The sequence below is a fragment of the Hymenobacter sp. YC55 genome, assembly GCF_029433095.1.
Lineage (GTDB): Bacteria > Bacteroidota > Bacteroidia > Cytophagales > Hymenobacteraceae > Hymenobacter.
Window position 1 is genome coordinate 939,750 of sequence record NZ_JARNTX010000002.1, and the last position, 14,025, is coordinate 953,774.

A 14,025-nucleotide genomic window follows, 5' to 3' on the forward strand; every position below is an offset into this window, starting at 1 on the left:
GAGAACCAGCCACTCACCGCCGATCTGCGTTGAAGGAACAACGAGCAAGCCAGTCGAGTTAGAAAATGAACTACCTGCCGTTTATGAAGCAGACCCGCTTGCCGCACCTTGCCATTAGTCCTCGTTGGTTGCTAGTTGTCATATGGCTACTGCTAGCAAGTGGGCCATTGGGTGCTGAAACGCCCGCGCCGCGTATCACGCAGATACAGGCGGCACGGCAGTTTTTGCTGGCCGTATTGCGCGGGGAGTTTGATGCCGCCCATCGTATGCTTGCCCCCGAGGTGGGCTCAGCCCTTACACCCGCTCGGTTTCGAGCTGTAGCCCAGCCTCTTTATGAGCAGGGCCGACGTTTTGGGCCTGCCATCGACCTGTACAAGCTTGGCTTTCGTCTCCGCGACGGACAAGCGCCCCAGTCGTTTGTAGCTTTCATGTTCAAGGCCGATACCTTAACTGCCCGGCCTCGCGTGCAGCTCGATGTGACGTTTCGTGACTCCACGGCCCGGCAGGTGCTAAGCTTCGGGTTAATACCGTTGGCTGCTCCCGTGCGCTAATTAGCCGGGCCAGGAAATCTTACCCATTGTCACGGCGGGTACCCGTTGCCGCCCGGTACCGATGGAAATCGGCTGCCCGGCCACAGCTTCATTGGCTAACACAGCAAACAAGATGGCTTCCTTGGCATCGGGCAAAATGCCAAGCTCTTGGGTTGTAGCGAAGCGGCAACCTGGCAAGTGCCGCCGCAAGGCCTCCAACAGAGCAGGATTATGCGCTCCACCGCCACTCGCATATACCGCCAAGGCCGGCTCGCTACCAAAGGCCTGAATGGCAGCTCTTGCTACGCCCACAGCGCTTAGTTCGGTAAGGGTAGTAAGCAGATCTTCTAGTTTCAAATCTGAGGTGCTGCTTTGCGCCTGTGCCTCCTGCAAATAGGCTGGTCCGAATAATTCGGGGCCAGTGGTTTTGGGTAGGGCAGCAGCAAAGAAAGGATGATCGAGTAAGGTGTTCAGCAATTCCTGGTGCACCTGGCCTGCGGCTGCCAAGCGGCCATCTTCGTCATAGGCTAAGCCAGGGCGTTGGGCACGCACCGTGGCATCGAGCAAAGTATTGCCGGGTCCGGTATCAGTGCTGAAGGCCGTGCTAGCATCCTGGCCAGTGCGAGGCAGGTAGGTGAAGTTGGCAATACCACCTAGGTTAAGCAGCAGACGCTCTTCTTCAGGGCTACTGAGTAGCAGATAATCACCGTAGGCGGCTAGCGGGGCGCCTTCACCGCCGGCAGCCAGGTGTTTCTGTCGGAAGTCGCTTATGGTAATAATGCCGGTGCGCACGGCTATATGGTCGCCGTCACCGAGTTGCAGGGTAGCATTGAGCGAAAAGTCGGGGCGTTGGTGCTGGTGGTAGGGCGCATGGTAAATGGTCTGACCATGGCTGGCAATTAGGTCGACGGCGGTGGGTTCAATGTGCCACTCGCGCAAGCAGGCTAGTACCATATCCGCGTGAAGGACACCAAGCCAGGGATGCAGCAGCGTCAGGTATTCCAGGCTCACCTGATTGCCTGCGAACACCTGCCGGATTCGGTAGCGCACGTCATCATCATATGGTACCGTGGTGAAACGTTCTAGGGTTAACTGTGTATTCAGTCCGTGGCCGCGCACCTGACACAGCGCCACATCCAGCCCATCTAGTGAGGTGCCCGACATTAACCCGATAATGCGCCGAGTAGGCTGTTGAGCAATCTGATAAAGACGAGCAAGGTGCAGATTCATGCGTTTTGTGCCGTTTACTACCGGCAAGCAGCAAGTGAAACAATTTATGTACTCTTTATTACCACAAGTGGCGCTTTTCTCAATGCATTGCCGTTTTTGATGGGGCAGAACGGCCGGATAGCAAACCGCCCCGCTAGAGGCTAGCGGGGCGGGTGAAGGTACTACGGAATCATAATCTCAAGCGCTAGCGTGAATGCAGCTTGCGCAGGTTGTTGAAAACTCTAAACGAAAAGCTACCCAATCTTCTTGCCGGTCATCGCCTGCTTGATGGAGATGTTCATTACCCGCTCTGCATAAGGGCTGGTAAGAGCTTCTAATTCGTCGACGGCTTTCAGAATGGTATCTTTTTCTTTCGTCTCGAGAGCTTCACGCAGGTTTTGGGTGGCGGCCGCCGTGAGCGTTATTTCATCTTCAGTCAGATGCAGGTGGTTTTTCTCCACAAACCGCTCCACTTGGTAGAGCATCTGCTCGGCTACGGTACGCGCTTCAATCACCATGCGGGCTGCTACGTCTTCGCGGGCGAAAGTGAGCGAGTCCATAAGCATCTTTTCCACTTGGTCGTCGGTGAGGCCGTATTGCGGCTTGATTTCGACGGCTTGGCTGGTGCCAGAGCGCAACTCGATGGCTTCTACTTTCAAAATGCCGTCGGCGTTCAGAATGAAATTTACATCCACCTTGGGCAGGCCAGCCGGCATGGCCGGAATGCCCCGCAAATCGAACTCGGCGAGCTTGCGGTTTTCATTTACCAAATCCCGCTCGCCCTGATATACCGAAATCTTTAGGTTCACCTGACCGTCCACGCTGGTAGTGTACTGGCGGCCCGCCTTCGTGGGGATTTTGGAGTTGCGCGCAATGATGGGGTCCATCAGACCGCCTAGCGTTTCGATGCCTAGCGTGAGAGGCGTCACGTCGAGCAGGAGCACGTCGCGCCGGTTACCGCCCAATATATCGGCTTGGATGGCGGCCCCTAGGGCTACCACCTCGTCAGGATTCAGCGAGTTGTTGGCTGGCTGCTGGAAGAACTCCGACACAGAATCATACACGAGTGGTACGCGGGTAGAACCGCCTACCAGTAGCACCGCATCCAGGTCTTTGGGGGAAAGCTTGGCATCTGCTAGCGCCTGTCGGCACGAAACGATGGTCCGCTCTACTAGCGGCCGCACTAAGTTGTTGAACTCAGGTTTGGTGAGGCGCAACACGAGGCCGTCGAAGTTGGCGCCAAAGTCGTCGTGCTGGCTTAAGTATTTCTTGGCGGCTTCGGCTAACAAGCGCAGTTCCTGTTGCAGCGGCACGTTCTGGGCTAGGGTAGAAGTTAACTGATGCTGCGCGGTCCAGTGGTTGATAATGGCGCGGTCGAGGTCGTCGCCGCCGAGGTAGGTGTCGCCGTTAGTACTCAGTACCTCGAAAATTCCTTGCTGAATGCGCAGGATACTTACGTCGAAGGTGCCCCCGCCGAGGTCGTACACCGCTACCGTTTTCTCTTCGTCGGGCGAGAGGCCGATGCCGTAAGCCAGCGCGGCGGCGGTAGGCTCGTTTACGATGCGCAGAACTTCCAAGCCAGCCAGGCGGCCCGCGTCGCGGGTGGCCTGGCGTTGCGAGTCGTTGAAGTAGGCCGGTACGGTGATAACGGCTTTATTGACGGGCGTCTTGAGGGCGTGCTCGGCACGGGCCCGCAGCTCTTTCAGGATTTCCGCCGACAGCTCGATAGGAGAATAGAACTTCTCCCCGACGCGGATTTTCACCAAGCCTTCCGAATTATCGTCAATCACCTTGTAACCGAGGTCGGATGCGTGCCCGCCGAGGTCTTTGTAGCTCTTGCCGAGCAGGCGCTTCACCGAGTAAATTGTGTTCTGCGGGTCGGTGAGCAGGTATTCCTTGGCGTCGGTGCCGACGATAGGGGTTTCGCCGCCGGCCGGGAAGTGCACTACCGACGGAACGATGGTGCCGCGGCCTTGGTCGTTGATGGCCAGGGGCTGCCGGGTGTCGGGGTGGATGTAGGCAACCAGCGAGTTGGTCGTGCCTAAGTCGATGCCGACAATGATTTCTTCCTGCTGTATACTTCCGGTGGAGAGGTTGATTGCAACTTTGGCCATGCGTGAAAAGGCAGAGCGCCGGAGCGCGCTAAGTGGGCGAAACGGAACCCGACGGTAACTTAACCATCGACCCGCGCGCAGCCGCAAAAATAGTGAAGAAATAGCGGGGCGTCGGTTTCACTACTTACGGACTGTCGTCAAGCAAAAGATTTAAGTGGAATTGCAGCGTAATGCAGCGCAAGCACGGTTGTGCTTACGTATGGTTATCAGATAGTACGCCAAGGTTTCCTGAGCTCAACTACCACTCGCAGACTCCTCTCGCAGTACGTACTGAGCTTGGCTTGTCTTTGGTCGGCCAACCGCTCATTTACCTACTGTTGCTACTTCCTACTTTGCTTTTAGACCTACCGGATTTGCAGCGGAGTGGTTGCCCGTTTCCTTCTTTTCTTTAAAATCTCGCAGTAGAGCCTGGTTTATTTCGCTATAGCTGCGGCCAGCAGGCTTAGCTCAGCGCGCGAGAAACAATTATTTAAGGGGTAGTTCTGCCTGTATATCCCGTCCGGTTAACTACAGAGTTTTGGATGGGGTATTGCGCCTAAGGTCTGAACGGTAGGGTCGACCCATTCCTGCTCTGGAACAACCACCATCCTGCTTCGATAACATGGAGAAGCCTAGAAGCGGAAAAACTGAAACGGAGGGCGTTGAAACTGCTTGCAAGTGGTAACTTGGCCACATGTTCCAGCGCTTTCCACTTTCGAGTATTGGCCTTGCATTGGCTTTATGCGCCGCCGGTGGCTGCCAACTAGCCGAAGGAAATCCGCAAACGGCGGGAGGGCTTACCCAATCCGTAGCCAAAGCGGCACCAGATACGTCGGCTGTTGCGGCAGCTGTACCGGATTCGTTGCGACTAACGCCACTGTTGCCTTTGTCGGCCGTGCCCGACTCGCTGCACCAAGCCGTACAGGAATTGCACGCTGCGCTTGGTTTAGAAGCTGCTAGCCTCCGCCCCGAAGTGCTCGAGCGAGCCTGCGTGGGTTACCTAGCATTGCGCCATGCCGGGCGCATCAAGAAACCTGGCGTGCTGGCTGTGGCCGATATGGATCTGCCTTCTTCCGAGCAACGCCTGTGGGTGTTGGACCTCGCAGCGGGCCGCGTACTGCACCGTAGCCACGTGGCGCACGGGCGGGGCTCGGGGCATCTGCGTGCCTCCCGGTTCTCCAATACCAAACATTCGGCTTGTACCTCCCTCGGATTCTACCGCACCGAAGATACTTATGGCGGCAAGCATGGCTTATCGCGCCGCTTGCATGGCCTCGATGCCGGGCAGAATTCCAATGCCGAATCACGCTACGTAGTGCTGCACGCTGCCGACTACGTGAGTGCCGCCTACTTGCAGGAGCACGGGCAAGTTGGCTACAGCCGCGGGTGCCCGGCGTTGCCGCCCGACCAGTACCGGGCCATTATCAAAAGCTTGCCCCAGGGGTCTTGTCTGATGCTCAGCGGCCCCGGTATGGAGTCGAAGTGGCTAGACGGCGTGGTGGCAGCACAGCAACTAGCAGCGCACGGCTGGCATTAAGCTAATTAAGCCCTGCTTGGCTACAGTAGTTGCGCCCTTTGATGCCCATTAGTAGAGTGGCAAGGTATTTTGCGTGCTATAAGGCTGTAGGCCAATGGATAGTAAAAATAAAATAGTGAATATGAAATCAATACGGCGCTAGAGGTGTTTTACTTACTCACAGCGCGAAAAACACTCGCGTCGTGTACCATTCGCACGGATGTTGCGTATAGTCTTCTCAGGTAGCCTCATTTTCAAGGGGTTTCATCTAAAAAGCAGGGGCAACCCTTTCAGCGCAGATGGAAAAAACTAGTGTAGTATATCGCCAGCGTTTCAAGCGTCGCGCCCGTCGGGTAGCGCGCCGGGTGTTGCCTTTCGTGGCGTCGCTATTTATGGCTACGCCGTTGGCCAGCCCTGTTATTAACTCGAAAGTACGTGCTGCTAGCACGGAAGCCAAATTGCCTTCCGTGAAGGAGTTGCAGGCAACTTTCTTTAATCAACGGACGCACAATTTATATCAAGAACTCGGGCTCGAAAGTCAGGGTTTGCGCTTTGACGTGTTCGAGAAAGCCTTAACCGGTTACCTTAACCTGCAAAGCGAAGGCCGCTTGTCCAACGACAAGCAGCTGCTCACAGTAGTTGACTTTGGCTTGCCTAGCACCGTTAAGCGTTTGTGGGTAATCGACTTGGCTAACAAGCAAGTGAAGTTCAACACGCTGGTTGCGCACGGCCACAATTCCGGCGAAAACGAAGCCACTGCCTTCTCCAATAAGAACGAGTCGAACATGAGTAGCCTTGGTTTCTACGTAACGCAAGACGAGTACGTAGGTAAGCATGGCCGTTCCCTCAAGCTCGACGGCGTAGACGAAGGCTTCAACACCAATGCCCTCGAACGTTCCGTGGTTATGCACGGGGCCGATTACGTGAGTGAGGATTTCATCAAGCAAAACGGCCGTTTGGGTCGTAGCCTTGGCTGCCCCGCGCTGCCAATGGATCAAAAAGACGAGATAATCGACGCCGTTAACGGTGGTACTTGTCTGTTCTTGAACGGCAACGATGAAAGCTACTCTTCGAAGTATCTGAACCAAGATATTGCCATCAACACGCTGCTTGCTAACAATAGCTAGCAACAGTCTTTCGATACAAGCAGAAAGCCCACCTTTGGAAACAAGGGTGGGCTTTCTGCTTGTATAAGGTTTGGTGTTGTAAATGTCTTACGAAAGCTTCACACCGAACTTAGCTCCTACTGTTTCCAAATCTTTAATCACAGCGTCAAGCAAAGGAATACCGTCGAGGAGGCGGTGAGCGGCGGTTTCGCGCTCCGGGTCACCGGGAATGAGGACGTGCTGGCCCTCAGTGGCGCGGGCATTGCGAAAGGTGCTAATCCAGTTGTCCATGTGGGCTTTGAACTCGTCGGCGGGGCGGAAGGCGTCTACGCGCATCGCGCCGAAGAAGTGGCCGATGCCTTGGCCTACCGGATCGGCAGGCGGCTGCAGAAACGCTACAAACGGCGGCACCCACGGCCCGTAGTTGGCCCCGGAAAGCACCGCCGAAAAGATGTCCACCACGGCTCCAAGCCCATAGCCCTTGTGCGAGCCGGTGGCACCACCTAGCGGCAGTAAGGCCCCACCATTTTTCACGGCATTGGGGTCAGTAGAACCTGTGCCAGCAGCATCCTGCGCCCATCCTTCGGGAATAGGGATGTTCTTCCGCTGGGCAATTTCGAGCTTGCCGTTGGCGGCGGTGGTGGTAGCCATATCCAACACAAAGTCGGGCTGATTGGCGGCCGGAACTGCTACGGCTATGGGATTGGTGCCCAGCAGCCGGTCGAGCGAGTAGGTGGGTGCTACCAGGGGCGAGGCATTGGTCATGGCCATACCTATCATGTCGTGGGCCAGGGCCTTCATGGCGTGGTAGCCCGCAATGCCGAAGTGGTTGGAGTTGCGCACCGATACCCAGCCCGTGCCGACCTGCCGCGCCTTCTCAATAGCTACTTGCATAGCTTTGGGGCCTACTACTAGGCCCAGGCCCCCATCGCCATCCACTATGGCGGTGCTCGGCGTTTCGTACGTCACGCCCACGCGGGGGGCGGCATTGATGCGGCCCGCTTCCCACAGCCGTACGTAGCCCACCAGCCGTGCTACCCCGTGTGAGTCGATGCCGCGCAAATCAGCGGAGAGCAGCGTTTCGGTGGCCAAGGTAGCATCGGCCTCAGGGCAGCCGATGCTCTGGAAAACAGCTTCAGTGAAAGAGAAGAGTTGGTTGTAAGAGAAAATCATGGCAGAGCCACCGCAGCGGCGACAAGTAAGGTTGGGGCTTGAAGGGCAACGGCGAAGTCGAGCCGGTCCCTGATTCAGAGCCCAAACTTACGTCACTTTCCAAAACGGGCAGAGGTGCCGGCTACTGCTGTTGTTGCTGCTGTTGCTGTTGTTCCCAAGTCACGTACTTGCGGTAGGAGTTAATCGGAACAATCGGCTCTTTCACTTCCTGCACGTACACTGGCTCCTCTACCTCCGTATCGGTGTGCGCTTGCTTGGTCGGCTCGCCGTTCTCGATGTGTACCGATACCGTGAGCGTGTGCGCGCCGGTGCCTTTGTAAGTGCCTTTGATAGGCGTACAATCCGAAAAGTTGCGGCCGATGGCCATGCGCACGTGCCCGTCATTGACGATGCAGTTGTTGGTGGGGTCGAGGCCCAGCCAGCCGTAGAACGGAATGTAGGCTTCCACCCAGGCGTGCGTAGCGCCCGCCCCGCGGACGCCTTCTTCCTTGGGGCACACATAGCCGCTCACATAACGGGCCGGAATCCCGATTTGGCGGAGCATGAACAGCAACATATGCGCAAAATCCTGGCAGACGCCCGCGCGCAGCCGCCAGATTTCGTCGGTGGGCGTTTCCACGTTGGTCACGCCCTTTTGGTAGCCGAAATTGTCGTACACGTACTCCGACAACACCAGCGCGTTTTTCAGCGGCTTATCATCACCATTGACGATGCTCCGCAAGGTATCCTCTATTTCCTCATGCAGCTCCGACGCCTCCGGGGTCAGAAAGTCCATGTAAGCTACGTCGTGCCGCAAACTCACTAGGTTGCGCCACTGATCTTCGGCCGACGCTTCGTCCATGGGAAACTGGATAGGCGTAGTCACTACCTCGAGGTTGGAATCAATAACCAACTCCGAGTGCGGGCTAATCACTGTGAACACGCCCACTTGGTTGCCGAAATAATCGGTGAAAAACGCCACGTCGGGGTTGAACGAGATAGAAACGTTGTGGTTCTTCACCGTCAGCCGGTCGTCTTCCAGCGGGTAAATCATCAGCTGATTGGCGCAGTCGATAACCGGGGCGGCGTAGGCGTAGCGGGTTACGTGCTTGATTTTGTAGAAAGGCATACGGCTGCCAGAATTAAGCTATGTCTGAAAAAATGCGCCTGTCAACAACCGCAAGCCTTAGCTGTTGCCGAAGTAATACTTGTTCAAAGCCGTGGTAATTTCCAGCAGCTCGTTGCGGGTTTGCAGCAAAAATTGGTCGAGCACCGCTTCGTTGCCCGCCTGTAGTCCACTATACGTTACGCTGTTCTTGACCTTGCCTACCAGAAAACGCAATTGCTCGTAGCTAGCCGGCAGGCTTTTGTCTTTCAGCCGCTCACAACCGCGCATCAACTGGCGGAGACTATACGACAACGAATGCGGAAAATCCTGGTTGTACACTATCATGTGCAGCACCGACTCCGCGTCCAGAATGCCCTTGTAGGTTTTCGAGTACAGTTCGTGGCCGTAGAGGGCGTACAGCACGTAGCGCAGCTCCGGGGCGCCCATGGGGTGCTGCTCGGTCTGCGAAAAAGCGTGCTGGTTGAGGCGGATAATGTCGGTGGTCTGAATGGCGCGTTCCAGGTACTTGCCCATGTTCAGAAACACGTAGCCTTCGTCGCGCGGCATGGTGTGCTGCACAGTTCCGGTGAACAATAAGCCCTGCCGAAGCAGAATATCCAGGCCCGATACAGGGTCTTCTACGGTGGCTTGCCGGGCTACTTCTTCCTGCCGAATAGTGTGGTAATACTCGTTGAGGCTCTGCCACACCTCCTTGGTGATGTGGTCTTGCACAGCGCGGGCGTTTTCGCGGCCGTGCATGATGTTGTTGTACGCCGATACGGCATTCGCCTTGTCGAACACCAAGTGTCCGATAATTTGGGCAGTGTCGCGCACCGTTTCGTTGATTTCCTCACGGGTAAGGTCGCCGTAGTTGTGCAGCAACGGCTTCCAGCCCAAGTACCGGTGCTCATCTTGCGAAGTGATGTAGCTGATGCGAACCACTTGCAGCATGGACTGTGTGCGTTCCATGTAGCGGCCCAACCAATAAATAGTGTCAGCAACGCGACTTAGCATAGGTGGAGTTGTGAAATAAGCGTGTGAGGTCTGTTCGCTAAAGCGAGGTAGTGGTTTTGGAGTGTGCTACTGTGTCGGCCCAAGCACCCAGGTATCTTTGCTGCCGCCGCCTTGCGAGGAGTTGACCACCAACGAGCCTTCGCGCAGGGCTACCCGCGTGAGGCCGCCGGGCACAATGTCGATACCGGTGGGGCCGTAGAGGGCAAACGGCCGCAAATCGACGCGGCGGGGCTGGAGCACGCCGTCGATGTAGCAGGGGGTGGAGGAGAGGCTGATGATGGGCTGCGCAATAAAGCTGCGCGGATCGGCATTAATAGCGGCTTTGAAGGCATCCATTTCCTCTTCGGTGGCGCTGCTGCCGATTAGCATTCCGTAACCGCCCGACTCGTTGGTACGCTTGATGACCATGCGCGCCATATTGTCAAACACCAGTTGGCGCTTGTCGGGATCGTCGAGCTGGTAGGTGGGCACATTCTTGAGGATGGGCTCCTCGTTGAGGTAGTAGCGAATCATGTCGGGCACGTAGCAGTACACGGCTTTGTCGTCGGCCACGCCGTTGCCCATGGCATTCACAATGGCCACGTTGCCCTTGCGGTACGCCCAATACAGCCCCGACACGCCGAGCGCACTGTCGGGCCGGAACACCAGTGGGTCGATATAGTCGTCGTCGACGCGGCGGTAGATAACATCGACGCGGGTTAGGCCGCGGGTGGTTTTCATGTACACGAAATGGTCGTGCACGATTAAGTCGCGGCTTTCCACCAACCGAATCCCCATCAGACGCGCCAGCGTGCTATGCTCGAAATACGCCGAGTTGTAGATGCCCGGCGACAGCAACACTACCGTGGCCTCGCTGGCCTGCCGGTTGCCGAGCGCCAGCAGATTCCGAAACAGCAGATCAGGATAGTCCTTGACGGGCTGCACGTTGTTTTTGGGCAACAAGTCAGGAAAAATGCGGTAGGTGATACTGCGGTTTTCCAGCATGTACGACACCCCCGACGGCGTGCGTAGGTTGTCTTCGAGCACGTAAAACTCGCCGTCGTGGTCCCGAATCAGGTCCACACCCGCAATGTGGGTGTAGATGTCGTAGGGCACGTTGACGTTCATCATTTCCCGCAAAAACTGCGGGCACGAGTACACCAGCGCCGCCGGAATAATGCCGTCTTTGATGATGAACTGCTGGTGATAGATGTCTTTGAGGAAGATGTTGAGCGCCTTCAGCCGTTGCTTGATGCCCGCCTCAATTCGGACCCATTCCTCGTAGTTGAGGATGCGCGGTATAATATCGAAGGGAAAGATTTTCTCGATGCCTTCCCCGCTGCTATACACCGTAAACGTGACCCCCTGGCTCAGAAACAGCTTTTTGGCGAGTTCCACTTTGCGGGTCATTTCTGTGCCCGGTAGGTTCTCAATAGCCGTTACGAAGTTGCGGTACTCCGGCCGAATGTTTTCCGTCTGAAACATTTCGTCCCACACGTTGGCCTGTTCCCGGTAGGAGTGAAGAAGCGAGGTGGATTGCATACGACAGTGGAAAGAGAAAACAGAAGATTGTAAAAAGCCTGCCTTTGTCTATAAGGGGGGTGATGCAGGAAATACGGGAATAAAATGCGGAATGCCTCTTAATTTATAGAGCTATTTTGATCTTTTATATGATTTTGGTCTGCTAGTGCCACTTGCTTAGGGGCTTACGTAGAAAGTAGCTGATTTCTTATTTGTCGTAATTAAGACTATGAACTCAAGCTACTGTATGCTAGTGAGGCACTTGATACCTGTTGTTTTTTGCTACCAGTTCTCGTACAGAAAGCGAATCACAATGTCAGTGCTGCCCCACCAGATAGCAGCTTTACGTAATCAATCGTACACAGGCCCAACTCTAGCCTGACCTTCTCTTCCAACCCGATGCAACTTTTCAAGTGTACTCATTGCGGCCAGCTGCTGTATTTCGAAAATGATAAGTGTGAAAAGTGCCAATACCCGCTCGGCTTCGAGAGCCAGCAGTTGCGCTTGCTACCGCTCGTACCAGAACCCGACGGCTCCACCTTTCGGCTTTATGGCGCAACCGAGCCCACGGCCCCAACCTATACGTACTGCCACAACCACACCGAACAAGCCTGTAACTGGCTGGTGCCAGCCGGCAATGCCACGCCCTTCTGTACCGCTTGCGCCCTCAATCATACCATACCTAACCTAGAGCAGCCCGAGCACCGGGCGCGGTGGCAGCGGCTGGAAGTAGCCAAACACCGCCTAGTCTACAGCTTGCTACGCATGGGGTTGCCCGTCGTGAGCAAGGCCGTGGACCCCGAGCGGGGCCTCTGGTTTGACTTCCTGGCCGACCCCAACAAGGAAGGCGGCGAACGGGTGATGACCGGCCACGACGAAGGACTCATTACCATCAACATTGCCGAAGCCGACGACATCGAGCGAGAAATGGCCCGCAAAGCCATGGCCGAAATGTACCGCACGTTACTCGGGCACTTCCGCCACGAGGTGGGCCACTACTACTGGGACCGGCTAATCGACAACACGCTGCACCTAACCGAATTTCGGGCGCTGTTTGGCGACGAGCAAGAAGACTATGGGGAAGCCCTCAAACGCCACTACGCCCAAGGTCCGCCCACCGATTGGGCTCAGCACTTCATCAGCTCCTACGCCAGCAGCCATCCGTGGGAAGATTGGGCCGAAACCTGGGCCCACTATCTGCACATCGTCGATACGCTGCAAACGGCGCATGCCTTTGGCTTGAGCGTGAACCCCGTGGTGGCTGAAACGCACCAGCACTTGCAAGCTACCATCGAGGAGGAACCCTACGAGCAAGACGACTTCCAGCGCATCATGGATCAGTGGTTGCCCCTCACGTTTGCCATGAATAGTCTCAACCGCAGCATGGGCCAGCCCGATTCCTACCCCTTCATCATCCGCCCCGCGGTAGTCGAGAAGATGTCCTTTATCCACCGCGTTTGCCAAGAAGCAGGGCACTAACTAGGCAGGGTAAAGGGCAATTTTCACAAAGTCAAGACTTTACAAGCTAGTTCCCCTCCTCATCTGAGGAAGGACTAAGGGTGGTCGACCGAAGAATTGTTTATTAGAACGTCATGCTGAGCGCAGTCGAAGCATCTCGCGTGCTGACGTTGTGAGGCTAAATGAATTCACCACACTAGCGAGATGCTTCGGCTTCGTTACACTACGCTCAGCATGACGGGCTCGGTAAACAACGATTCGTTAGCCTTTAGCCCCTTCTGTTTGGAGGCAACTCTTTTCTTTAGCTTCTGCTCAAAAACACCTGCTAACCAATGTTCATCATTTCTGCCAGCAAGCCTTCTTTTAAGGCGAAGGCCGAGGTGCGGATGCGGGTGATACCGCTGACGCCTAGCACGAAATCGAACAGCACGGAGGCCACTACGAGCATGTCGGCGCGCATGGGCAGGATACCAGGTATGGCTTTGCGTTGCTCGTGGTTGCCACTAAGCAGTTGGCGGTAACTTTCCTGGAAGCTGCTCATAGCTAGCTCGGTGCAGGGCGGAAGGTCGGCTTCGTTGCGCAGCTGGCCAATCTGCATGTCAGCGAGGCTGTCGAAGCTGCCGGAAGCACCCACAATGCCCACCGGCTGATACTCTTGAATGGCCGCCACGAGCGGAGCCAGCACCACGCTCAGGTGAGCTTGCTCGGCGGCTACGGCCGTGGCGGGCATAACGCCACTGGCATCCGGAAAAAACTTGTCGAGTAGGCGCTGCGCCCCAATTTCGAAGCTTTGCTTCCAGAAAATGGTGACCTCATCGGCAATGATGAATTCCACCGAGCCACCTCCGATGTCCACTATCAGGTTGCGCTCGTTGCCGAGAGGCACTGCCTGCCGAACGCCTTTCGTAATCAGCTCCGCTTCTCGCTCGCCAGGAATTACCTCCACCCGAATGCCGGTATGCTCGAAAATAGTTTGCACCAGCTCCGCGCCGTTGCAGGCTACGCGCACGGCGCTGGTAGCCGTAGCCCGCACGTCCGTCACCTGATGCAACTCGATTTCCTCCTGAAATGCCTCCATGGTGTGCAAGGCCCGCCCAAAAGCCTCCGGGGTGATTTCGCCCTTGCTGATGCCGCCCTGCCCAAGCCGTACGCCAACTTTGGTGCGCAACAGCACCAGCGGCTCGGTGTGCCGTTGTTCGGGTAGCTCCACAATGAGCAAGTGAAACGTGTTGGTGCCCATGTCAATCAGGGCGAGGCGACGGTGCATGGAGTGGAGAGGCAGCATTCCGTGATTTATCTATTTGAAATCAGATTGTTATACTCCCCTGTCATCCTGAGC

Annotated in this window: 11 protein-coding genes; 4 read left to right on the forward strand and 7 right to left on the reverse strand. The window is 56.1% G+C overall.

Annotated features, from left to right (window positions below):
* Positions 1–83 precede the first annotated feature (83 nt).
* Positions 84–551, forward strand: coding sequence for a hypothetical protein (locus P1X16_RS17245; protein ID WP_277231443.1), 468 nt, complete (start codon positions 84–86; stop codon positions 549–551).
* On the opposite strand, the gene P1X16_RS17250 is transcribed toward P1X16_RS17245, so the two are convergent.
* Both P1X16_RS17250 and hscA read right to left on the reverse strand, forming a co-directional pair.
* Positions 552–1,760, reverse strand: coding sequence for an anhydro-N-acetylmuramic acid kinase (locus tag P1X16_RS17250; protein ID WP_277231445.1), 1,209 nt, complete (start codon positions 1,758–1,760; stop codon positions 552–554).
* A gap of 233 nt (positions 1,761–1,993) precedes the next feature.
* Positions 1,994–3,853 (reverse strand): Fe-S protein assembly chaperone HscA, encoded by a 1,860-nt coding sequence (gene hscA, locus P1X16_RS17255; protein WP_277231447.1) that lies wholly within the window; start codon positions 3,851–3,853, stop codon positions 1,994–1,996.
* 673 nt (positions 3,854–4,526) lie between these two features.
* Between hscA and P1X16_RS17260 the strand changes: the two genes are divergently transcribed.
* Together P1X16_RS17260 and P1X16_RS17265 are read left to right on the forward strand one after the other, a co-directional pair.
* Positions 4,527–5,369 carry a murein L,D-transpeptidase catalytic domain-containing protein gene (locus P1X16_RS17260; protein WP_277231449.1) on the forward strand — a complete coding sequence of 281 codons (843 nt, stop codon included), beginning with the start codon at positions 4,527–4,529 and terminating at the stop codon, positions 5,367–5,369.
* A gap of 278 nt (positions 5,370–5,647) precedes the next feature.
* Positions 5,648–6,475, forward strand: coding sequence for a murein L,D-transpeptidase catalytic domain family protein (locus P1X16_RS17265; RefSeq protein ID WP_277231451.1), 828 nt, complete (start codon positions 5,648–5,650; stop codon positions 6,473–6,475).
* 87 nt (positions 6,476–6,562) lie between these two features.
* Here the strand turns inward: P1X16_RS17265 and P1X16_RS17270 are convergent, their stop codons facing one another.
* From P1X16_RS17270 to P1X16_RS17285, 4 genes are all read right to left on the reverse strand, one after another.
* Entirely contained in the window at positions 6,563–7,627 is a 1,065-nt protein-coding gene (locus P1X16_RS17270; protein WP_277231452.1) for an Ldh family oxidoreductase, read from the reverse strand.
* Between the two features lie 121 nt (positions 7,628–7,748).
* Positions 7,749–8,735: a transglutaminase family protein gene (locus P1X16_RS17275; RefSeq protein ID WP_277231454.1), complete on the reverse strand. Its 987-nt coding sequence runs from the start codon at positions 8,733–8,735 to the stop codon at positions 7,749–7,751.
* 57 nt (positions 8,736–8,792) lie between these two features.
* The gene (locus P1X16_RS17280) at positions 8,793–9,728 is read right to left on the reverse strand and encodes an alpha-E domain-containing protein (protein WP_277231455.1); all 936 of its coding nucleotides are present in this window, start codon (positions 9,726–9,728) and stop codon (positions 8,793–8,795) included.
* Positions 9,729–9,794: 66 nt separating this feature from the next.
* Positions 9,795–11,249 (reverse strand): circularly permuted type 2 ATP-grasp protein, encoded by a 1,455-nt coding sequence (locus P1X16_RS17285; RefSeq protein WP_277231457.1) that lies wholly within the window; start codon positions 11,247–11,249, stop codon positions 9,795–9,797.
* A gap of 378 nt (positions 11,250–11,627) precedes the next feature.
* Between P1X16_RS17285 and P1X16_RS17290 the strand changes: the two genes are divergently transcribed.
* On the forward strand, positions 11,628–12,707 hold the full coding sequence (locus P1X16_RS17290) for a putative zinc-binding peptidase (RefSeq protein WP_277231459.1): 1,080 nt from the start codon (positions 11,628–11,630) through the stop codon (positions 12,705–12,707).
* A 304-nt stretch (positions 12,708–13,011) separates the two neighbouring features.
* On the opposite strand, the gene P1X16_RS17295 is transcribed toward P1X16_RS17290, so the two are convergent.
* Entirely contained in the window at positions 13,012–13,953 is a 942-nt protein-coding gene (locus P1X16_RS17295; RefSeq protein WP_277231461.1) for a phosphatase, read from the reverse strand.
* Positions 13,954–14,025 lie beyond the last annotated feature (72 nt).